The organism is Streptomyces sp. NPDC046821, assembly GCF_040645335.1.
Lineage (GTDB): Bacteria > Actinomycetota > Actinomycetes > Streptomycetales > Streptomycetaceae > Streptomyces.
This window is the reverse complement of sequence record NZ_JBEYYB010000004.1, coordinates 463025-484419: the sequence shown is the minus strand read 5'-3', so window position 1 is coordinate 484419 and position 21395 is coordinate 463025. Positions and strand designations below refer to the sequence as shown.

Sequence of the window (21395 nt, the reverse complement as noted above, 5' to 3'; positions counted from 1 at the left end):
CTGTTGAGTTCTCAAGGAACGGACGCTTCCTTTGTACTCACCCGAACCTTGTTCGGGCTTTCCTCCGGGCAGTTTCCCTTCGGTCTTGCGTTTCCGACTCTATCAGATCTTTCCGATCCGATTTCCTCGGTGCCTTTCAGGTTTCCGCTCCGGCCTTTCGGCTTTCGCGTTTCCCTTTCCGGCGGTCCAAACACTATCAGGCATTTTCCATTGTTCTGACCGCGCCCTCCTGCAGACATGCAGAAGTGAGCCGGAGCTAGGATCGAGCTGATAGTTGCTGCCGAGCCACCGGGCACTCGTGGTGCCGCCTGGCCTCAAGCAGGAGTACGACAGTACATGCAGGCGCTGGGCAGGCGCAAATCGTTTGCGTGCCGCCGCTACGCCAGCCAACCGGGATCTCTCATGGGGAACCGGGACTTCTTATGACTTACGCTCAGAAACGGTACGCCGTCCAGGACAGGCAGTGACGGTGACCGTCAATCTCCGCTTGGGAGGCTTGCCATGACCAGTGTGTCGTCCCCGCTCGCCGGACGCGCCATCGGGCTCTCCGCTGTTCCTGACCCGGTCTTCTCCGGTGCGATGGTCGGCCCCGGCACCGCGATCGACCCGGTGCGCGAGCGCTCGGAGGCTGTCGCGCCCGTGGACGGCATCGTCGTCTCTCTCCACCCGCACGCGTATGTAGTGGTGGACGACCAGGGTCACGGCGTCCTGACGCACCTGGGTATCGACACCGTCCAGCTCAATGGCGAGGGCTTCGAGCTGCTCGTCAACAAGGGGGACACCGTCCGGCGCGGCCAGGCCATGGTGCGCTGGGACCCTTCCGCGGTCGAGGCCGCCGGTAAGTCGCCGATCTGCCCGATCGTCGCGCTCGAAGCCACCGCCGAGTCGCTGGCCGACCTGGTCGAAGACGGTGAGGTCAAGTCCGGCGACGCGCTGTTCAGCTGGCGGTGACGCGACGACGTCGCTGACGGCACGCAGGACAACCACCCGCGGCGGCTGGGCCCGCCGCACTATCGGAGACGGTGAGATGGAGACAACGCTGCGAGGCGTCGGCGTGAGCCACGGTGTGGCGATCGGCGAGGTTCGGCACATGGGGACGGCGGTTCTCGAGCCGCCGGCCAAGCAGATTCCGACGGAGGAGGCCGAGCGCGAGCAAGGGCGTGCCCGGCAGGCCGTGGAAGCTGTGGCGGCCGACCTGATCGCGCGCGGAAATCTGGCCGGTGGCGAGGCCCAGCACGTGCTCGAGGCTCAGGCCATGATGGCGCAGGACCCGGAACTCATGGCCGACGTCGAGCGTCGTATCGCCGTCGGGAGCACGGCCGAGCGGGCTGTGTATGACGCCTTCGCTTCTTATAGGGCGTTGCTGGCTGGTGCCGGTGAGTACCTCGCCGGTCGTGTGGCCGACCTGGATGATGTGCGGAACCGGATCGTGGCGCGGCTGCTCGGGGTTGCGATGCCGGGTGTTCCGGACAGCGACGAGCCCTACGTCCTGATCGCGCGGGACCTCGCTCCGGCCGATACGGCGCTGCTCGACCCGGCTCTCGTGCTGGGGTTCGTGACCGAGGAGGGCGGGCCCACCAGTCACAGCGCGATTCTGGCGCGGGCGCTCGGGGTGCCGGCCGTGGTCGCGCTGCCGGGTGCCAGTGAGCTCGCCGAGGGCACGGTGATCGCGGTCGACGGCAGTACCGGCGACATCTTCGTGGAGCCGAGTCCTGAGAAGCGGGCCGCGCTGGAGGCCTCTGCCGCGGAGCGTAAGGCCGCTCTCGCGGCATCGTCCGGTCCTGGTGCGACGTCCGACGGCCACAAGGTGCCGCTGCTGGCCAACGTCGGCGGTCCGGTCGATGTGCCGGCGGCGGTCGAGGCCGGGGCGGAGGGGGTCGGTCTGTTCCGTACCGAGTTCCTATTCCTGGATGACAGTGGTCGGGCTCCTTCCGAGGAGAAGCAGGTCGAGGCGTACCGGACGGTTCTCGAGGCGTTTCCCGAGGGCCGGGTCGTGGTGCGGGTGCTGGATGCCGGGGCGGACAAGCCCTTGGACTTCCTGACTCCGGCTGACGAGCCGAACCCGGCTCTGGGTGTGCGTGGGCTGCGCTCTCTGCTCGAGCACCCGGAGGTTCTCCGGACGCAGTTGACCGCGCTGGCCAAGGCTGCCGAGGGGCTGCCGGTCTACCTCGAGGTCATGGCACCGATGGTCGCCGACCGTACTGACGCGAAGGACTTCGCCGACGCGTGCCGGGCGGCAGGTTTGCAGGCGAAGTTCGGTGCGATGGTCGAGATTCCGTCGGCGGCTCTGCGCGCGCGCTCGATTCTTCAGGAGGTCGAGTTCCTTTCGCTGGGGACCAATGACCTCGCCCAGTACACGTTTGCCGCCGACCGGCAGGTCGGTGCCGTTTCCCGGCTTCAGGACCCGTGGCAGCCCGCGCTGCTCGACCTGGTCTCGATGTCCGCGGAGGCGGCGCGGGCCGAGGGCAAGAGCTGCGGCGTGTGTGGTGAGGCCGCGTCCGATCCGTTGCTCGCGTGTGTGCTGACAGGGCTCGGTGTCACCTCCCTTTCCATGGGTGCGGCGTCGATTCCGTATGTACGGGCTTCGCTCGCGAAGTACACGCTGGCGCAGTGCGAGCGTGCGGCGTCGGCCGCGCGTGCTGCGGACTCCGCCGAGGATGCGCGTAAGGCGGCGCAAGCGGTGCTTTCCGGCGAGTAGGCGGTGGCTGGTTCGTTGTCGTGGGGCGCTTCACCTTCTTGGGAAGCGCCCCACGGTCGTATCAGTGGGTGTGCCTTCCTTCCGGGTTCTCGTCGCCGAGGTCGGGGGCCGCGCAGTAGTCGACTCCTGACTCGGGGGCGACGAGGTCGCCGGACTGGGCGTCGGTGCAGTAGGCGTCGAAGACTTCGCCGGCGGTGAGTGGCAGGAGGCGTTCGTCGCGCAGGCGCCAGCCCTGGACGCGGTCGTCCGTGTCGGGGGTGGTGGTGCGCATGACGAGGCCGCCGGGGCTTCGGGTGGCGATGCCCAGGGCCAGGACCGTGGCGAATTCGAGCGCCTCCTTCTCGTCGAGGTAGGCGGTGCCATCGGTGCTGCGGTCGACGTGGAGTACCGAGAGCAGGGTTTCCGCGTCGGTCGGGATGCTGCAGACGAGGTGGTGGTGGCCGGTGCCGGCTGTGTCGAGGATCTGCGTCAGCAGGTGTGAGGCGCGGGCGAAGGCGTCGCGTCCGATGTCACGGCCGCAGGCTCCGCAGCTGCCGATGCGGGCGAGGACGGATGAGGCGTACTCCCAGGTGGCCTGTCGTACGGCTTCGTCGACCAGGTCGGGCAGGAGGTCGGCGAGGGGCTGTCCTTCGTACGGGACGGTGATGCCGGTGCCGGCCAGGGCTGCGGTGAAGCGTGTGCGGCTTGTGGGGGTGTCCGGTTCGAGGCCTTCTTCCGCGCAGAATTCGGCGTATTCCTCGGGGTCGAACAGGGCGACGCTGGTGTGGCCTCCCTGTTCGGCGAGGGAGCGCAGGAGGGTCTCGACCTGCTGGAGGTATGTGTCGTGGTCGTCGAAGGTGAAGCTGCGGTAGCTCCTCATCGCCGTGAAGTCGTGTTCGTCGGCCAGCAGGCCGATGATTCCCGCGACTTCACGGCGCAGGACGCTTCGCATACTGGTGCGCTCGGTGTGCGCCATGGTTCCCCCTGTGAGCTGTAGGTCAATGCTCACTCACAGTAATCGGCGGCACTGACAACGGCGGGGGGAACCGGGGTGGGTCAGGTGCGGTTGCGGGCGATCTCCTCGTAGAAGCGCAGGAGTTCGACGTTGTCGACCGAGCCGAGGTTGACGGCCTTTTCGAGGGGTGTGCCTTGGAGGAGGCGCTTGACGGGGACCTCGATGCGCTTGCCGGTGAGGGTGTGCGGGACGCCCGGGGCTTCGATGATGTCGTCCGGGACGTGGCGCGGGGAGAGGTTCTCGCGGATGGTCCGCTTGATGCGTGCGCGGAGGTCGTCGTCGAGGACGGCGCCGGGTGCGAGGTGGACGAACAGGGGCATCCAGTAGCCGCCGTCGGGCTGTTCGAGGCCGATGACGAGGGACTCGCGGATCTCGGGGAGGCGTTCGACGGCCTCGTAGATGTCGGCGGAGCCCATGCGGACGCCCTGGCGGTTCAGGGTGGAGTCGGAGCGGCCGTGGATGACTACCGAGCCGCGGGAGGTGAGGGTGATCCAGTCGCCGTGCCGCCAGACGCCGGGGTAGGTGTCGAAGTAACTGTCGTGGTAGCGGCTGCCGTCGGGGTCGTTCCAGAAGCGGATCGGCATGGAGGGCATGGGGTTGGTGACGACGAGTTCGCCGACCTCGTCGATCAGCGGCTTGCCCTGCGGGTCCCAGGACTGGAGGTCCGTGCCGAGGCAGGGTGCCTGGAGTTCTCCGATGTGGACGGGGAGGGTCGGTACGGCTCCCGCGAAGCAGGAGCAGACGTCGGTGCCGCCGCTGACGGAGGCGATCCAGAGGTCTTCGCGGACCTCGTCGTGCAGCCAACGGAAGCCGTCGGGCGGCAGCGGGGAACCCGTGGTGGCGACGCATTTGACGCGGGACAGGTCGTGATCGCGGGAGGGGTGCACGTCGGCCTTGGCACAGGCCATGACGTACGCGGCGGAGGTGCCGAAGAGGGTGGCGCCGGTGCGTTCGGCGATGGCCCACTGGGCGCCCGTGTCGGGGTAGCCGGGGCTGCCGTCGTAGACGACGATCGTGGTGCCTGTGAGGAGGCCGGAGGCGAGGAAGTTCCACATCATCCAGCCGGTGGACGTGTACCAGAAGAAACGGTCGTCCGGGCCGAGGTCGCAGTGCAGGCCGAGCTGCTTGAGGTGCTCGACGAGGATGCCGCCCTGGGACTGGACGATGGCCTTGGGGAGGCCGGTCGTGCCCGAGGAGTAGAGCACCCACAGGGGGTGGTCGAAGGGGACCGCTTCGACGACGGGTTCCACGTCGGCGGAGGTGAGGTCCGACCAGGGGCGGGCGCCTTCGGGGGCTTCGGTGCCGAGGAGCGGGATGTGGACGACCGCGCGGAGGGTGGGCAGTTCGGCGCGGAGTTCGGCGACCGTGTCGCGGCGGTCGTGTTCCTTGCCTCCGTAGCGGTAGCCGTCGACGGTGAACAGGACGACGGGTTCGACCTGCTGGAAACGGTCGAGGACGCTGCGGGCTCCGAAGTCGGGGGCGCATGAGGTCCATACGCCGCCGACGGCCGCGGTGGCGAGGAGAGCGACGATCGCTTCGGGGATGTTGGGCAGGTAGCCGCTGACGCGGTCTCCGGGTCGTACGCCGATGGCTCGGAGTTCGGCGGCGAGGGAGCCGACCTGGCGGCGCAGTTCGGCCCAGGTCACGGGGCGGGGCTTCTGCGTCTCGTCGACGTGGAGGATCGCCGGGGTGTCCGCGCGCGCGGGGTCGGTGGCTGTGCGGAGGGCGTGTTCGGCGTAGTTCAGGGTGGCGCCGGGGAACCATTCGGCGCCGGGCATGGAGCGGTCGCCGAGCACGCGCGCGTAGGGGGTGGCGAACTTGACGTCGAACCAGTCGGCGACGGCCTTCCAGAAGGATTCGAGGTCGGTCACCGACCAGCGGTGCAGTGCCTCGTAACCGCCGTCGGCGGGGGCTCCGTGGTGCTCGGCAGCCCAGGCCTGGAAGCGCGTGATCTGCGCTGCGGCGATGAATTCCCGGTCGGGCTTCCAGAGCGGCGTCGGATTCGCTGCGGACGGCATGGGGCGGCTCCTGGTGGTACGCGTCGTGTGCGTCGGTCCCGCGCACGGGCCGGTGTGTGCGCGGACGCGGCTGACGAGGACGATGCCACGTGATCGACTTCCGCACCAGGTCGGCTCCCACATGGTCCGTGTCGTGAAGATGTGCTGCCACCACGGATGAACGGCAGTTGAACGACGCACCCGCGCGCGTGCCGCGGTGACAGGGTGAGCCGTATGAACGTTCGTGACCTGGTGCGCGTGGTGAGGGCGGTCGGTTCGGTGGGTGGGGTCCAGGGGTTGCGGGCGGTGCGGTACGCGTGGCGCAGGAGGCGGGCCGACGCGGTGGGGCTGCGGCCTCGGGGGCCGGAGCGGGCGCGGGTGCCGGGCGAGGTGACGGGGGCCGAGCCGGCGCCGGGTGGTGGTGTCGTGCGGTTCGCGCGGTCGCGGCTGCGGATCACGGTGACGGTGACGGGTGAGGTGTTCTGGGGCTGGGACGGCGCGGATCCGGAGCCTTCGTACGCGCTCGCGGGTCCGTGTCCGCGGCCGGATCCGCGGGCGGTTCTGGAGCCGGACAAGGACGGCGGCTGGCGGGTCGTGGCGGAGCGGGTGACCGTCGTCGTGTCGCGGGACGGTGCGGTCGACGTGTGCACGCCCGGCGGTGTGGTGCTGCGTCGGGACCTGCCGCCGCGCTGGTGGGAGCCGGTCGAGGGCGGTGAGGCGCGGTGGGTGCTGCGGTCCGAGGTGGCGGCCGACGCGCGGTTCTTCGGGCTTGGCGGCCGGGCTTCTGGGCCTCGTCTTCGGGACGGTGGGTACCGGCTGTGGAACACGGATCCCGGTGGTTCGTTCGGGCCGGCGGACGATCCGCTGTCGGTCACGATGCCGGTGCTGATGGTGGTGGCCGACGCGGGCACGCATCTGGTGTTCCACGACAACTCGTGGGACGGGTCGGTGACGCTTTCCGAGGGGGCGGAGGGTGCTGGTTCCGGGCACGACAGGGCGGGGAGGTGCGAGCTCCGGATGGAGGGCGGACCGCTGCGCTGCTGGGTCATGGTGGGCAGCCCCGCGCGCGTGCTGCGTTCGTGGGCGTCGCTGACGGGCGCGCCGGCGCTCCCTCCGTCGTGGGCTCTCGGGCACCATCACGCGCGCTGGGATTTCGGCGGCGAGCGAGAGGTGCGGAGGATCGTGGCGGGCTACCGGGAGCGGGGGCTTCCGCTCGACGCGGTCCATCTGGACATCGATCATTACGAGGCCTATCAGGCGTTCACTGTCGACAAGGAGACATACCCGGGTCTGGCCCGGCTGGCCGAGGATCTGGGGCGGGACGGTGTGCGTCTCGTGTCGATCGTCGATCCGGCGGTGAAGGCGTCGGCGGGTAATGCCGTGTACGACGCGGGTGAGGCCGCGGACGCCTTCGTACGGGATGCCGCTGGACGGCCGGTGCGGGGCGTGGTGTGGCCCGGTGAGGCGGTGTATCCGGACTTCACGGCGTCAGCGGTGCGCAAGTGGTGGGGCGGTCTGTACGAGGAGCGGCTCGCGCAGGGGTTCGCGGGGTTCTGGCACGACATGAACGAGCCGGCATCTTTCGCCGCGTTCGGTGATCCGACGCTGCCACGTTCGTCGCGGCACTCCCTGGAGGGGCGTGGCGGGGATCATCGGGAGGCGCACAACGTGTACGGGCTGTGCATGGCGCGCGCGGGGTACGAAGGTCTGCGCGAACTGCGGCCCAAGGAGCGGCCGTTCTTGTTCTCGCGCTCGGGGTGGGCCGGGATGCAGCGCTACGGAGGGACGTGGTCCGGGGACGTGGCCACGGGATGGCCAGGGTTGCGCGCGTCGTTGTCCCTGGTGCTCGGCCTCGGGCTGTGCGGAGTGCCGTACTCGGGTCCTGATGTGGGCGGGTTCGACGGGGATCCGTCGCCGGAGCTGTATCTGCGGTGGTTCCAGCTGGGTGCGTATCTGCCGCTGTTCCGTACGCACTGTGCGCGGCGGGCCGGGCGTCGTGAGCCTTGGGAGTTTGGCGAGGAGGTGCTGGGGCACGCGCGCGTGGCGCTCGTCGAGCGCTGGCGGCTGCTGCCGTACTTCGTGACACTGGCTCATCTGGCGCGGCGTACGGGCGCTCCGTATGTGCGGCCTGTGTGGTGGGGTGCTCCGCGGGACCGGCCGTTGCGGGACTGCGAGGACGCCTTCTTGTTCGGCGACTCCTTGTTGGTGGCGCCGGTCCTGGAGGCGGGTGCGGTCCGGCGGTCTGTGCGGCTGCCTCGGGGGCGGTGGTACGACACCGTGAGCGGGGAGGCGTACGAGGGGCCCGGTCAGGTCGTGGTGGACGCTCCGCTGTCGCGTGTGCCCGTCTTCGCGCGCGCGGGGGCGGTGATTCCCGTGCGGGGCGCGGAGGGTGAGTTGTGCCTGGAGGTGTGGGCTCCCGCGAAGGGCCGTAAGGGTGGTGGCCTGGTCGTGCCGGACGGCGGTGACGGCTGGGAGGCGCCGGATGTCGAGCGCTATGTCTCGCGGTGGCGTGCGGGGCGTGTGGTGGTCGAGCGGGAGACCGAGGACGGGTCGGTCGAGCCCGCGTACCCGGTACGGATTCGCGGGCTGTGAACGTGTGTCTTCCTGCGCGCGGTCGCGCGTCAGACGTAGCGGCCCTCGAACCAGGCGCGGACGGCCAGGGTGTGGAGGGGGAAGGCGAGTTCGGCGGGGCGGCGCAGGAGGTGCCAGCCTTCGGTCTCGTCCGTGGCGACGGGCTCGGGGAGGTCGGCGGCGGGGCGTTCCGGGAGGAGGCCGAACAGGAGCAGGTGGCCGTCGGGTGAGCTCATGGCGTCGGCGAGGCGGACGTCGCGGCTCGCGGCGTCGATGCCTGTCTCCTCCTTGAGTTCACGGACGACGGCGTCGCGCCAGTCCTCCTTGTGGTCGACGTAGCCGCCCGGCAGGGCGACTCCCCCGCGCGCGGGGTCGATGGTCCGGGTGATGACGACGAGAGCGGAACCGCTCCTGTCGTAGACGGCCTGGAGGGCGATGGCGACGGGCAGGGGGTTGCCGTAGGCCACGTTGGAGCAGGCCGGGCAGGCGCGCGGCCATCCCGCGACGTCGGTTCCGTAGGCGGTTCCGCAGCTCGAACAGTGCGAATCCGGAACGGCGTTGGCAATGTGGTGGGGTGCTGACACGCCGCGGACTGTATCCGATCATGTCGCGGCGGTCTTCCCTGGCCGGTCTTGGTCCTGATAGATGCAGTTTCATGACGCGACTCAGGTTCATGACACGCACCGCGATCGCTGCACGCGCTCTCGCCGTCACCGCTGCCGCCGCGCTCCTGTCGACGGCCACCGGCCCCACCGTCGCCCAGGCGAAGCCCGAGCCCAAGGCGCCTCGGGAGTTCGTGGCGCTGCGCGACGTCGACCCGACGATCATCCAGGAGATGCGTTACCTCACCCCGCACAACTTCGTCGGGGTGCCCGTCGACGGCTACGAGAAGCCGATGTGCATCCTCACGCGTCCGGCCGCGACAGCGCTGCACCAGGCGCAGACGGGGCTACTGAAGCGGGGCTACTCGCTGAAGGTGTACGACTGTTACCGGCCGCAGCGCGCGGTCGACCACTTCGTGCGGTGGGCCAAGGATCTCGACGATCAGCGCATGAAGGCGGAGTTCTATCCGCAGGTCGACAAGACGCGGCTGTTCGCGGACGGCTACATCGCGGAGCAGTCCGGGCACAGCCGGGGTTCCACGCTCGATCTGACGGTCGTGAAGCTGCCGGCGGCGCCCACGCACGCGTACGTGCCCGGTGAGCGGCTGGCGCCCTGCTACGGGCCGCCGCAGGAGCGTTTCCCCGACAACTCGTTGGACATGGGCACGGGGTTCGACTGCTTCGACACCCTCGCCCACACGGACGACCCTCGGATCCAGGGGGCACAGCGCGCCAACCGTGACCTGCTGCGGGGCGCCCTCGCGGAGCAGGGCTTCGTGAACCTGCCTGAGGAATGGTGGCACTTCACGTACAAGCCGGAGGTGTTCCCGGACACCTACTTCGACTTCCCCGTCTCGCGACGTTCCCTGAGTGGCGGGCCCATGGCAGACTCCTGACGGTCCATCAGATCTGCTGGGGTTCTGGTGGCGTCGTCTGATCCAGTGCGGGAGGCGCCTTGTCGAGTACGCGTACACCTGTCGTGGCCGATTGGTTCACCGGGGAGGGAGAGGACTTCCATCTGCTGGGCACCCGCTGCTCGGCGTGTGCCTCGGTCTTCTTCCCCCGCGAGGACACCTTCTGCCGCAACCCCGGCTGCTCGGGAGGGGAGCTGGTCAGCGTGCCGCTCTCCCGGCGCGGCCGGATCTGGTCGTACACCGACAGCCGGTACCGGCCTCCGGCACCTTATGTGTCGGACCCGGAACTTCCGTGGGAGCCCTACACGTTGCTCGCTGTGGAGCTGGAGGCGGAGCGCCTGGTGGTGCTCGGGCAGGCGGTTCCGGGGACCACCGTGGCCGACCTGGAGGTCGGCATGGAGGTGGAGGTCGTGCCCGGCGTGCTCAACGACGACGGGGAGACGACCTGGACGACGTGGCACTGGCGGCCGACGGGGGTGGCGGCATGACGGACGACGTGGCGGTGCTCGGCGCGGGTATGCACCCGTGGGGCAAGTGGGGACGCAGCTTCGTCGAGTACGGGGTGGTCGCGGCGCGGGCGGCGCTCGCCGACGCCGGGCTCGACTGGCGGGACGTGGGCTCCATAGTGGGCGCGGACACCGTGCGCGGCGGCTATCCGGGATACGTGACGGGCGCGACGTTCGCCAAGGCGCTGGGCTGGCAGGGCGCACGCGTCACGAGCGTGTACGCGGCATGTGCCTCGGGGGCGCAGGCGGTGAGCACGGCGCGCGCGCAGATCCTCGCGGGGCTCGCCGACGTCGTGCTCGTGGTGGGTGCCGACGCGGCGCCCAAGGGGTTCTTCAAGCCGGCGGGCGGTGACCGGGCCGACGACCCGGACTGGCTGCGGTTCCGGATGCTCGGCGCGACCAATCCGGCGTACTTCGGGCTGTACGCGCGCCGCAGAATGGCCGTCCACGGGGACACCCTGGAGGACTTCGCCCAGGTCAAGGTGAAGAACGCGGCGGCGGGCGCACTCAATCCGAACGCGCGGTACCGCAAGACCGTGACTCCGGAGGAGGTGGCCGCCTCGGCGATCGTCGCTGATCCGCTGCGGCTGCTCGACATCTGCGCCACGTCCGACGGGGCTGCCGCGCTGGTGCTGTGCAGCATGGACTTCGCGCGCCGGCACGGGGTGAGCGACCCGGTCCGCATCCGTGCCGTGTCGACGGTCACGCCGACGTATCCGAACACTGTGCTCGACCTGCCCGATATCGCGACCGACTCGGCGGTGGCCGTGGAGCCGACGGGCGTCAGCTTCCGCGCCTCCATCGCGCGCGCCGCGTACGAAGAGGCCGGGATCGGGCCGGAGGACCTGTCGCTCGCAGAGGTGTACGACCTGTCGACGGCGCTTGAACTCCAGTGGTACGAGGATCTGGGGCTGTGCAGTGAGGGCGAGGCCGCGAAGCTCCTGAGAGAGGGGGCGACGGCGCCCGGCGGTCGCATACCCGTGAACGCCAGCGGTGGGCTCGCGTCCTTCGGCGAGGCGGTTCCGGCCCAGGCGATCGCCCAGGTCTGTGAGCTGACGTGGCAGCTGCGCGGGGCGGCGGGTGACCGGCAGGTGGCGGGCGCTCGCGCGGGCATCACGGCGAATCAGGGGTTGTTCGGGCATGGGTCGTCGGTGATTGCGGTTCGGTGACGGGGCCTGCGGCCGGCCGGCCGTTTGGTGTGACGGGGCGAGTCGCGAGTGCGGCTGGCCGCTCTTCGGTGAGGGCGTGAGTGCGGCTGGCCGCCGCTGTTCGTTGGCGAGCTGCTGGCGGCGGGCGCCCGTATGACGACGGGGCGAATGGGGTCGGCCGGTCTTCGGTGAAGGGGTTAGTGCGGGTGGCCGCCGCTGTTCGTTGGCGAGCTGCTGGCGGCGGGCACCCGTATGACGACGGGGCGAGTGGGGCCGGGTGCTCTTCAGTGAAGGGGGGTGCGGCTGGCCTCTGCTGTTCGTTGGCGAGGCGACTGTGGCTGGCAGTCGTTCGCTGACGAGGTGCTTGCGGCGGGGGCGGTCTGCGACCAGGTAGTGGCGGGTGGTCATCCGGCCGGTGACCAGGTGGTGGCGGCCGACGCGGGCCGCCCGCGCGGTGGATGCGTACGCTGCGCGTTCGGCCGGAAAGGGTGCGGGAACAGCTCGTTAACTGGGCCTGGGGGCGCGGCCGGAGCGCCATCATGCTTCCGTGCTTTCCTGGACGGACGATCTCCGTTTGGCCTTTCAGCCGGTCATCAATGTGGCGACGGGAGCAGTGGCGGCCCTGGAGATACTGGCCCGTCCGGAAGCCGGAGACGTGCTGGCGCAGACCCGGCGCGACCCCGAGCTGGACGGCCGGATCGCCGCGCTCGCCGTGCGTGCGGCGGCGGCGGCGGCGCAACGGGAGACGCTGCTGCCGCTGCACGTCAATGTGTTCGCCGGGACGGTGGCTGATCTCGGAGGTCTCGCCGCGCTGCGGGACACGGTGCGTGACGTGGGCCGGCTGCCCTGGGAGGTGACGGTCGACGTCGGTGCACCGTTCGCCCGCGTACCGCAGCGGGCTCTCGTGGAGGGAGTCGCGGTGCTGCGCGGCAAGGGCTTCCGGGTCTGTGCGGGCGGGGTCGGGGACGGTGGCGTACCGCTGCGGCTGCTGGTCGATCTGGCGCCGGAGCTCGTGAAGCTCGATCCGTCGACGTTGTCGCGGGGCGCTTCCGTGCGGGCGATGCGGACGCTGTGCGAGGGCATGGGGGCGCAGCGTGCGCAGGGCGACCTGTTCGCGCCGCCCTCGCGGCTGCCCGCTGCCGACGTGTATGTATCGGAACTCACTCCCCCGGTGCCGTCGCCGCCGCCTTCGGGGCCGCCGGTGCGTCAATTCGTGTGGCCCGCCCCGCTGTTGCCAGGGTCGGCGTCGGCGGGGCGGGTCCGTGCGCTGCCCACCGGGTCGCCCGACGTGTCGAGCGTGCTGCTGGTGAACGCGGCGGGCGCGTCGGTGCGTTCGGTGCAGCGGGACCGCATTCTGCTGTCGCTGTCGGGGCGTTACGGGCACGCCCTCTATTCCGACCGGCCGGCCGCGCACGGTGAGGGTGGACGCCACGGCCTGGGAGGTCCTCGACGTACTCGCGGACGTTGAGCGCAGCCCGGCGGCGGACGATGTCGTGGTCGTCGACAGGCGAGGGCGGTGTGTGGGCATCGTGCGGCTCGCCGATCTGGTGCGCGCGCTCGCCGAGAGCCGGGTCGAGGAGGCCGCCGCGCTCAATCCGCTGACGCGGCTGCCCGGTTCGGACGCGATCACGGGTGAGGTGGACCGGCGGATCGTGCAGGGGCGTGGGTTCGCGCTGAGCTGGCTGGACATCTACGGGTTCAAGCAGGTCAACGACGGGGCGGGGTTCGCGGCCGGTGACGAGCTGATCCGTGAGGTGGGGCGGCCGCTGGAGCGGGCCGCGTCGGGGACGACCCAGGTCGGCCATATCGGCGGTGACGACTTTCTGGTCCTGGCCGATCTGGACGGGCTCGATCGCTGGCGTCGGCGGTCCTCGACGTGGCTTGGGCGGCAGGCGGGCAGCCCGTCTCGCTGTCGCTGGCCACTGTGCTGCGCGCGGCGGGCAGCGTCGCCGATCACCGGCAGGCGGCTGCTTCGCCGCGCCGCTGAAGCAAGCTGCCAAGGCGCTGACCGGGGCGAGTTGGGTCGTCGGGCGCTCGGGGGCGACGGGGCATGAGGTGTCGCGGGGTGAGGGTGCGGCGGCAGGGTACGCGGGGCGAGGTGGTTCGGCAGTGGGGGCGTCGTGCGCGGCGAGCGGGGCATACGGGGTGGCGTCACCGTCGGGGCTGAAGCGCCATCCGGGCCGGGAGCGGCAGCCACCTCTGTGGCGCGCACCGGAGACCGGCGACGCCGGAAACGGAATCGGCGGCCGACGCCAAAGCGGAATCCGGCCGGGCGGCAGCAGGCTCATCCGGTCGCGGTCCGGCACCGTCGGACCCGCTCAACCGTTCCCGTCCGCGACCTTGACGCTCCATCACCGCCGGTGAACACTTCCGGGTGTCAGTCGGCCTCGCCGCACGCCGTCCCACCGCCGCTCCGGGTCCCTGCCCGGCCGTCGGGCTCCTGCCGTCACGTATGGGCAGGTCAGGGCCTTCTCCCCACGGCGATGCGGGCGATCCGGCTGTCGGGGAACACGTGTCGCGGGCACAAGGCAGGGGCGCGCGCCCCCTTCGCCGTAGGCCCGTAGCAGTCAGCACCGTCGCCACCGCAACCGTCGCAGCCCGGAACACTCTCAACGGACACTCGCAACGGAACAGTCGTAGCCGGAACGGGCACAGCCGGAACGGGCACAGCCGGAACGGGCACAGCCGGAACAGCCGCATCCGGAAACGTCGCAGCCACACCAGCACCAGCACCAGCACCAGCACCAGCACCAGCCATGGGAAACGCACCCTGCACTGAGGACCGGGGCGTAGCGCTCCGGGCGAGGGCCTAGGAGCCGCCATGAGCAATGGGGACATATTCGTCGGTGAGGTCATCGGTACGGCGATCCTGATTCTGTTCGGCGCCGGCGTATGCGCCGCGGTCACGCTCAGGTATTCGAAGGCGAGAGCCTCCGGCTGGGTGGTCATCTCGTTCGGCTGGGGCTTCGCGGTCCTGGCCGGGGCGTACACCGCCGCGCCCCTGTCCGGCGGGCAGCTCAACCCGGCCGTGACGATCGGCATCGCCGTGGACACCGGCAAGTGGGACAAGGTCTGGATCTACATCCTCGGCCAGATGGTCGGGGCGATGCTGGGCGCCGTACTCGCGTATCTCGTCTATCTGGCGCAGTTCAACGCCAACGTCGCGTCGGGAGCCGGCAAGGGCGGAGCGGAGGACGAGGCAGAAGCGGAGGATGCCGGGCCCACCCCGACGCTCGGGATCTTCGCCACGATCCCGGAGATCGACAACCGGGTGGCAAACCTCCTCACCGAGATCATCGCGACCATCGCGCTGGTGCTGCCGATCCTGGCGTTCGGGCTCACGAAGGGGCTCGGCGAGTCCGGCACACAGGTGCTGATCGTGGCCCTGCTCGTCGTCGGCATCGGTCTCTCGCTCGGCGGGCCGACGGGGTACGCCATCAATCCGGCGCGCGACCTCGGTCCGCGCATCGTGCACTCGTTCCTGCCGATCCCCAACAAGGGGACATCGGGCTGGAGTTACGCCATCGTGCCGGTGGCCGGACCACTGATCGGCGGCGCGCTGGCCGGGGTCATCTACAACCTGGCGTTCTGACGGCGGCACATCCGCGCGCGGCGTTCGGACCACGGCCGAAACGCCACCACGTCGCAGCCCGGTCCGCGGCCACATCGCAACCCGGTCCGCCGGCGCGTCGAAGCCGGCGCGTCGCAGTCGGTCCGCCGCCGCATCGCCATCGCATCCCCGGCCACGGGGACCTCCGACGAAGGGGAGTCACATGCCCGACAACAATGTGAAATACGTTGCCGCCATCGACCAGGGCACCACGTCGAGCCGTTGCATCATCTTCAATCACGCGGGCGAGATCGTCGCCGTGGATCAGCGCGAACACCGGCAGATCTTCCCGAAGCCGGGCTGGGTGGAGCACGACGCGACGGAGATCTGGGCCAAGGTGCAGGCCGTGGTGGCCGGCGCGCTCGCCAGGGCGGGACTGCGGGCGGGCGACCTGAGCGCGCTCGGCATCACCAACCAGCGCGAGACGACGGTCCTGTGGGACCGGGCCACGGGCAGACCCGTGCACAACGCGATCGTGTGGCAGGACACCCGGACCTCCGCCCTGTGCAACGAACTGGGCGGTGCGGACGGGCAGGACCGTTTCCGCGAGCAGACCGGTCTGCCCCTGGCCAGCTACTTCTCGGGGCCCAAGGCTGCCTGGCTGCTCGACGACATGCCGGGGCTCCGCGCCCGCGCCGAGCGGGGCGAGATCGCGTTCGGCACGATCGACTCCTGGCTCATCTGGAACCTGACGGGCGGCACGGACGGCGGTGTTCACGTCACCGACGTCACCAACGCGGGCCGCACCATGCTGATGAACCTGGCGACGCTCCAGTGGGATCCGGCGATCCTTTCGGCGATGAACGTGCCGGAAGTGATGCTTCCGGAGATCAGGTCGTCGGCCGAGGTCTACGGGACGGCCGTGGGGCAACTGGCGGGCGTGCCGGTCGCGTCCGCGCTCGGCGACCAGCAGGCGGCGGTTTTCGGACAGGCCTGCTACGACATGGGGACGGCCAAGAACACGTACGGCACGGGAAGCTTCCTGCTGCTCAACACCGGGAACCGGCCCGTTCCTTCGAAGAACGGGCTGCTCACGACGATGGGGTACAAGATCGGCTCCGAGGCGCCGGTCTACTGCCTCGAAGGGTCCATCGCGATCACCGGGGCGCTGGTGCAGTGGTTCCGTGACCAGCTGGGGATCATCCGGTCGGCCGACGAGATCGAGACACTCGCGGCGAGCGTGGACGACAACGGTGGCGCTTACATCGTGCCCGCGTTCTCCGGCTTGTTCGCGCCGTACTGGCGTTCGGACGCACGGGGCGTGGTCACGGGCCTGACCCGGTACGTGACCAAGGCGCACCTGGCGCGGGCGGTCCTGGAGGCGACGAGCTGGCAGACGCGCGAGGTCGTCGACGCGATGTACCAGGACTCGGGTGTGCGGATCACGACGCTGAAGGTCGACGGCGGCATGACCAAGAACAATCTCCTGATGCAGCATCAGGCGGACGTTCTCGGGGTGCCGGTGATCCGGCCGCGGGTATCGGAGACGACGTGCCTGGGCGCCGCGTACGCGGCCGGGCTGGCGACCGGGGTGTGGAACGACCTGGACGAGCTCAAGGCGCACTGGCAGCGCGACGCGGAGTGGACGCCGGCCATGGACGGCGAGGCCCGTGAGCGCGAGTATCGCAACTGGCGCAAGGCGGTCGAGAAGAGCTTCGGATGGCACGAGGACGGGGTGTGAGGGGCGGCTGGGGCCGGTTGTGACGGGTGGCTCGCGCCGGTTCTGACGGGTGGCTCGCGCCGGTTCTGACGGGTGGCTCGCGCCGGTCGTGACCGGTGGCTCGCGCCGGTCGTGACAGGCGCGTGAGGCCCGACGCGTGGCCCGCCAGAGTGCGAGGTGGCCCTGAGAAGCGGCTCGCGTCAGCTGCGAGAGGCGCGTGGGCCTGAGCCCGTTGCAGGAGGGCGCGTGGGCCCGGCGTGGCCCCACGCGCGCGTGGACGACGGTCCGCACCCCGGTCGGCGAGGGTGCGGGCCGTTCCCGTGCGACGGGTCCGGCAGTCAGGTCGTGGTGACCGGCTGGCGGCTCCGCGTACCCAGGGTCATCGCGTGTTCGACGACGCCGATGAGGACGTTCTTGACGGTCTCCTTGTCCCGGGCGTCGCACAGCAGGACGGGTGTGCCGGGGTCAAGGTCGAGGGCCTGACGCACGGCTTCCGCCGGGTAACGGGCCGACCCCTCGAAGCAGTTGACGCCGATGACGAAGGGTATGGAGCGCCGTTCGAAGTAGTCGATGGCCGCGAAGCAGTCCTCCAGGCGGCGGGTGTCGGCGAGGACGACGGCTCCGAGGGCACCGGTCGCCAGCTCGTCCCACAGGAACCAGAAACGATCCTGCCCGGGGGTGCCGAACAGATAGAGCACCAGATCCTCGCGGAGCGTGATCCGGCCGAAGTCCATGGCGACGGTGGTGGTGTTCTTGCCCTCGACACCCGTGAGGTCGTCGAGCGGGCGGCCCGCCTCGGTGAGCAGCTCCTCGGTGCGCAGGGGCTTGATCTCGCTGACCGCCCCGACGAGCGTCGTCTTGCCCGCGCCGAATCCGCCGGCCACGAGGATCTTGAGCGTGACGGGCTCCACGGGGGCCTTGGCGCGCTCAGAACGCCCGAAGATCATGGGTCTCTTCTCCTGCCTCACCGCTGTCGCGGTGATGGTTCGCGGCGGGCGGCGGACCGTATCCGCCGCCTCCGGGGGTTTCGATGACGAGTACGTCGCCGGGGAGCACGTCCGCCGAGTCGCTGCCTGCGAGGTGGGTGACGGTCCCGTCGGCGTGCTCGACGGAGTTGGCACCGAGGGCTCCGGGGGCGCCGCCCGCCATGCCGTACGGCGGGACTCGGCGGTGCTGCGAGAGGGTGGACACGGTCATGGGCTCGCGGAAGCGGAGGCGGCGGACGGCGCCGTCTCCCCCGCGCCACTGTCCAGGGCCTCCGCTGCCGCGCCGCACCGCGAACTCCTCCAGCAGGACTGGCAGTCGCCACTCCAGGACTTCGGGGTCAGTGAGGCGCGAGTTGGTCATGTGGGTCTGTACGACGGGTGCGCCGTCGAAGCCCTCGCCTGCTCCGGAACCGGAGGCGACGGTCTCGTAGTACTGGTGGTCCGCGTTGCCGAAGGTCACGTTGTTCATCGTTCCGGAGCCCTCGGCCTGGACGCCCAGGGCCGCGTACAGGGCGCCGGTGATGGCCTGTGAGGTCTCCACGTTGCCGGCGACGACGGCGGCGGGCGGCTCGGGGGCGAGGAAGGAGCCCGGCGGGACGATGATGCGCAGGGGGCGCAGACAGCCGTCGTTGAGGGGAATGTCATCGTCCACGAGCGTGCGGAAGACGTACAGGACGGCCGCGTTGACGACGGCGAAGGGCGCGTTGAAGTTGGTGGCGAGCTGGGGTGACGTGCCGGTGAAGTCGATGGTCGCGGACCGGTTTTCGCGGTCCACGCGCACGCGTACGCGAATGACGGCGCCCGAATCGGTCTCGTAGGCGAACTCACCGTCCTGGAGTGCGTCGATGACGCGGCGCACCGCTTCCTCGGCGTTGTCCTGTACGTGCTTCATGTAGGCCTGCACGACGTCGAGCCCGAAGTTGTCGATCATGCGGGCGACTTCGTCGACGCCCTTCTGGTTGGCGGCGATCTGGGCGCGCAGGTCGGCGAGGTTGGTGCGCGGGTTGCGGGACGGGTAGGGGCCGCCGGTGAGCAGGTCCAGGGTCTCCGTCTCGCGGAAGCGGCCGCCTTCGACGAGGAGCCAGTTGTCGAAGAGGATGCCTTCCTCGTCGATGGTGCGGCTGCCCGCCGGCATGGAGCCCGGGGCGATCCCGCCGATCTCGGCGTGGTGGCCGCGCGAGGCGACGTAGAACAGAATTCGGTCACCCTCCGTGTCGAAGACCGGGGTGATGACGGTGACGTCGGGCAGGTGCGTGCCGCCGTGGTACGGGTCGTTGACGGCGTACGTGTCGCCCGGGCGCATGGCGGCGCCTCGGCGGCGGATGACCTCCTTGACGCTGGTCCCCATCGAGCCCAAGTGCACAGGAATGTGGGGGGCGTTGGCGACCAGGTTGCCGTCCGGGTCGAAGAGGGCGCAGGAGAAGTCCAGGCGCTCCTTGATGTTGACGGACTGGGAGGTGGACTCCAGGCGGGCGCCCATCTGTTCGGCGATCGACATGAAGAGGTTGTTGAACACCTCGAGCAGAACGGGGTCGGCTGCGGTGCCGAGGTCGGAACTCTCCGTGACCGTCGCGCGTTCCATGATCAGGTGGCCGTCGTCCGTCACGGCCGCCCGCCAGCCGTCGTCGACGACCGTCGTGGACCCGGACTCGGCGATGATCGCGGGCCCGGCGACGCTCTCGCCGGGCGGCAGTCGGTCGCGCCGATGCAGGGGTACGTCGCGCCAGGCGCCGCCGGTGTGGAGCCTGGCCGTGCCGGGAGCGAAGGGTGCGGTCGGACGGGGTGCCAGGGCGGACAGATCGGGGGGTGCGGTGAGGCCGGTGGCTTCGACGGAAAGAGCTTCGACGACGAGAGGACGGTCGAGGGTGAAGGAGTAGGTGGCGCGATGGCGTTCTTCAAAAGCGGCGCGCATGGCGTCGGGGTCGGTGAGTTCCACGGTCAGCGTGGTGTCGGTGCCGTCGTAGCGGAGCTGGGCCCGGTGGGTGACGCGGATACGGGTCTCGGGCACGCTCTCGGCGAGGAGTTCCGCGCGGGCTGCGCTCTCCAGGTCGTCGGCGGTCTTCCTGATGTGCGGCATGGAGGAGGGTTCGAGGGGTGCCTCGACGGACTGCTCGCGCATCGCGGTGGTGTCGGCGAGCCCGATGCCGAGCGCGGACAGGACCCCGGCCATGGGCGGTACGAGGACGGTGCGGATGCCCAGCGAGTCCGCGACCCGGCACGCGTGCTGGCCGCCCGCGCCGCCGAACGTGGTGAGGGTGTAGCGCGTGACGTCGTGGCCCTTCTGGACGGAGATGCGCTTCACGGCGTTGGCGATGTTGGCGACGGCGATCTGCAGATAGCCCTCGGCGACCTGCTCGGGCGTGCGGTCGTCGCCGGTCCGCTCGCGGATCTCGCGCGCGAGTGCGGCGAAGCGGTCTCGTACGAGGGCGTCGTCCAGGGGCAGGTCGCCGTCGGGACCGAACACGTGGGGGAAGTGGTCGGGTTGGATGCGTCCGAGTGCGACGTTGGCGTCGGTGACGGTGAGCGGGCCGCCGGCGCGGTAGGAGGCGGGGCCCGGGTCGGCGCCCGCGGAGTCGGGGCCCACGCGGTAGCGGCTGCCGTCGAAGTGGAGGACGGATCCGCCACCGGCCGCGACGGTGTGGATGTCCAGCATGGGCGCCCGCAGTCGTACGCCGGCGATCTGCGTGGTGAAGACCCGCTCGTACTCCCCCGCGTAGTGGGACACGTCCGTCGACGTTCCGCCCATGTCGAAGCCGATGACGCGGTCGAAGCCGGCCAGGCGGGACACCCGGGCCATGCCGACGATGCCGCCGGCGGGGCCGGACAGGATGGCGTCCTTGCCGCGGAACTGTCCGGCTTCGGTGAGCCCGCCGTTCGACTGCATGAACATCAGTCGTACGCCTTCGAGTTGGTCCGCGACCTGGCGGACGTAGCGGCGCAGCACCGGGGACAGGTAGGCGTCGACAACCGTCGTGTCCCCGCGCGGGACGATCTTCATGAGGGGGCTTACCTCGCTGGAGAGCGAGATCTGGGGGAAACCGATCCGCTCGGCGACGGCGCCGATCTGCCGTTCGTGGTCAGGGTGCAGATGGCTGTGCATACAGACGACGGCGAGGGACCTGATCCCGTCGTCGTACGCCTGACGCAGCGCGGCCTCGAGGGCGTCGGTGTCGAGCGGGACCAGGACGTTTCCCTGGGCGTCGATACGTTCGTCGGCCTCGATGACCCGTTCGTGGAGCAGCTCGGGCAGTTCGATGCGGCGGGCGAAGATGTGGGGCCGGTTCTGGTACGCGATGCGCAGGGCGTCGCGGAAGCCACGGGTGACTACGAGGGCGGTGCGCTCACCCTTGCGTTCGAGGAGGGCGTTGGTGGCGACGGTGGTGCCCATGCGGACGGAGTCGATACGGGTGGTGTCGATGTGGGCGGAGCCGGTGCGGGTGGAGTCCGTGCGGGACGAGTCCATGGGGCCGAGGTGCGTCAGTGCGGCCCCCGACTCGCCTTCGCTGTCGAGGAGTTCGCGGATCGCGGCGACGGCGGGATCGCGGTAGCGGGCGGGGTTGTCGGACAGGAGCTTGTGGGTGAGCAGGTGTCCGTCGGGGCGCCGGGCGACGACATCGGTGAACGTGCCGCCCCGATCGATCCAGAACTCCCAGCCTGTCACGCGCGTCTCCGTTGTTCGCCCCGGTCCTCGCCTGGTCCCCACCCCCGT

14 protein-coding genes and 1 pseudogene are annotated in these 21395 nt (G+C 70.3%); 10 read left to right on the top strand and 5 right to left on the bottom strand.

From position 1 onward, the window contains the following. The 3 genes from ABZ893_RS10920 to ptsP form a co-directional block, all read left to right on the top strand. Positions 1 to 219: hypothetical protein (locus ABZ893_RS10920; protein WP_361400142.1), on the top strand; the 219-nt coding region annotated here is incomplete at its 5' end. 282 nt (positions 220 to 501) lie between these two features. Next, on the top strand, positions 502 to 951 hold the full coding sequence (locus tag ABZ893_RS10915) for a PTS glucose transporter subunit IIA (protein WP_361400139.1): 450 nt from the start codon (positions 502 to 504) through the stop codon (positions 949 to 951). Between the two features lie 76 nt (positions 952 to 1027). Continuing rightward, positions 1028 to 2698: a phosphoenolpyruvate--protein phosphotransferase gene (ptsP, locus tag ABZ893_RS10910; protein ID WP_361400136.1), complete on the top strand. Its 1671-nt coding sequence runs from the start codon at positions 1028 to 1030 to the stop codon at positions 2696 to 2698. 61 nt (positions 2699 to 2759) lie between these two features. Here the strand turns inward: ptsP and ABZ893_RS10905 are convergent, their stop codons facing one another. Next, positions 2760 to 3653: a hypothetical protein gene (locus ABZ893_RS10905; protein ID WP_361400133.1), complete on the bottom strand. Its 894-nt coding sequence runs from the start codon at positions 3651 to 3653 to the stop codon at positions 2760 to 2762. An 80-nt stretch (positions 3654 to 3733) separates the two neighbouring features. Continuing rightward, entirely contained in the window at positions 3734 to 5710 is a 1977-nt protein-coding gene (locus tag ABZ893_RS10900; protein ID WP_361400130.1) for an acetoacetate--CoA ligase, read from the bottom strand. A 213-nt stretch (positions 5711 to 5923) separates the two neighbouring features. Here ABZ893_RS10900 and ABZ893_RS10895 point away from each other — a divergent pair, with 213 nt between their 5' ends. After that, the gene (locus ABZ893_RS10895; RefSeq protein WP_361400127.1) at positions 5924 to 8281 is read left to right on the top strand and encodes a glycoside hydrolase family 31 protein; all 2358 of its coding nucleotides are present in this window, start codon (positions 5924 to 5926) and stop codon (positions 8279 to 8281) included. Between the two features lie 29 nt (positions 8282 to 8310). Here ABZ893_RS10895 and ABZ893_RS10890 read toward each other — a convergent pair whose 3' ends face one another. Beyond that, on the bottom strand, positions 8311 to 8844 hold the full coding sequence (locus ABZ893_RS10890; protein WP_361400125.1) for an NUDIX domain-containing protein: 534 nt from the start codon (positions 8842 to 8844) through the stop codon (positions 8311 to 8313). A gap of 89 nt (positions 8845 to 8933) precedes the next feature. Between ABZ893_RS10890 and ABZ893_RS10885 the strand changes: the two genes are divergently transcribed. The 6 genes and pseudogenes from ABZ893_RS10885 to glpK all read left to right on the top strand — a co-directional run bounded on the left by ABZ893_RS10885 (position 8934) and on the right by glpK (position 16721). Next, positions 8934 to 9758, top strand: coding sequence for a M15 family metallopeptidase (locus ABZ893_RS10885; RefSeq protein ID WP_361400122.1), 825 nt, complete (start codon positions 8934 to 8936; stop codon positions 9756 to 9758). Positions 9759 to 9841: 83 nt separating this feature from the next. Further along, positions 9842 to 10264, top strand: coding sequence for a zinc ribbon domain-containing protein (locus tag ABZ893_RS10880; protein ID WP_361400119.1), 423 nt, complete (start codon positions 9842 to 9844; stop codon positions 10262 to 10264). Beyond that, positions 10261 to 11451, top strand: a complete 1191-nt coding sequence (locus ABZ893_RS10875) for a lipid-transfer protein (protein ID WP_361400116.1) — start codon at positions 10261 to 10263, stop codon at positions 11449 to 11451. Before ABZ893_RS10880 ends, ABZ893_RS10875 begins: the two co-directional genes overlap by 4 nt. Positions 11452 to 11977: 526 nt before the next feature. After that, positions 11978 to 13497 (top strand): annotated as a pseudogene (locus ABZ893_RS10870) (EAL domain-containing protein); the annotation flags it as partial. Between the two features lie 754 nt (positions 13498 to 14251). After that, positions 14252 to 15022 (top strand): MIP/aquaporin family protein, encoded by a 771-nt coding sequence (locus ABZ893_RS10865; protein ID WP_361400113.1) that lies wholly within the window; start codon positions 14252 to 14254, stop codon positions 15020 to 15022. A 181-nt stretch (positions 15023 to 15203) separates the two neighbouring features. Beyond that, a complete protein-coding gene (gene glpK / locus ABZ893_RS10860; protein WP_361400110.1) occupies positions 15204 to 16721 on the top strand; it encodes a glycerol kinase GlpK in 1518 nt (505 codons plus the stop codon). A gap of 317 nt (positions 16722 to 17038) precedes the next feature. On the opposite strand, the gene ABZ893_RS10855 is transcribed toward glpK, so the two are convergent. Further along, positions 17039 to 17647, bottom strand: a complete 609-nt coding sequence (locus ABZ893_RS10855) for an ATP/GTP-binding protein (RefSeq protein WP_361400107.1) — start codon at positions 17645 to 17647, stop codon at positions 17039 to 17041. Then, the gene (locus ABZ893_RS10850) at positions 17628 to 21347 is read right to left on the bottom strand and encodes a hydantoinase B/oxoprolinase family protein (protein ID WP_361400105.1); all 3720 of its coding nucleotides are present in this window, start codon (positions 21345 to 21347) and stop codon (positions 17628 to 17630) included. The genes ABZ893_RS10855 and ABZ893_RS10850 overlap by 20 nt, the downstream gene beginning before the upstream one ends. Positions 21348 to 21395: the final 48 nt, after the last annotated feature.

Bases quoted from the DNA above. Each gene is read 5' to 3' on its own strand.
- glpK (WP_361400110.1), top strand. From the start codon at position 15,204: ATGCCCGACAACAATGTGAAATACGTTGCCGCCATCGACCAGGGCACC.
- ABZ893_RS10895 (WP_361400127.1), top strand. From the start codon at position 5,924: ATGAACGTTCGTGACCTGGTGCGCGTGGTGAGGGCGGTCGGTTCGGTG.
- ABZ893_RS10885 (WP_361400122.1), top strand. From the start codon at position 8,934: ATGACACGCACCGCGATCGCTGCACGCGCTCTCGCCGTCACCGCTGCC.
- ABZ893_RS10905 (WP_361400133.1), bottom strand. From the start codon at position 3,653: ATGGCGCACACCGAGCGCACCAGTATGCGAAGCGTCCTGCGCCGTGAA.
- ABZ893_RS10900 (WP_361400130.1), bottom strand. From the start codon at position 5,710: ATGCCGTCCGCAGCGAATCCGACGCCGCTCTGGAAGCCCGACCGGGAA.
- ABZ893_RS10875 (WP_361400116.1), top strand. From the start codon at position 10,261: ATGACGGACGACGTGGCGGTGCTCGGCGCGGGTATGCACCCGTGGGGC.
- ABZ893_RS10855 (WP_361400107.1), bottom strand. From the start codon at position 17,647: ATGATCTTCGGGCGTTCTGAGCGCGCCAAGGCCCCCGTGGAGCCCGTC.
- ABZ893_RS10915 (WP_361400139.1), top strand. From the start codon at position 502: ATGACCAGTGTGTCGTCCCCGCTCGCCGGACGCGCCATCGGGCTCTCC.
- ABZ893_RS10865 (WP_361400113.1), top strand. From the start codon at position 14,252: ATGAGCAATGGGGACATATTCGTCGGTGAGGTCATCGGTACGGCGATC.
- ptsP (WP_361400136.1), top strand. From the start codon at position 1,028: ATGGAGACAACGCTGCGAGGCGTCGGCGTGAGCCACGGTGTGGCGATC.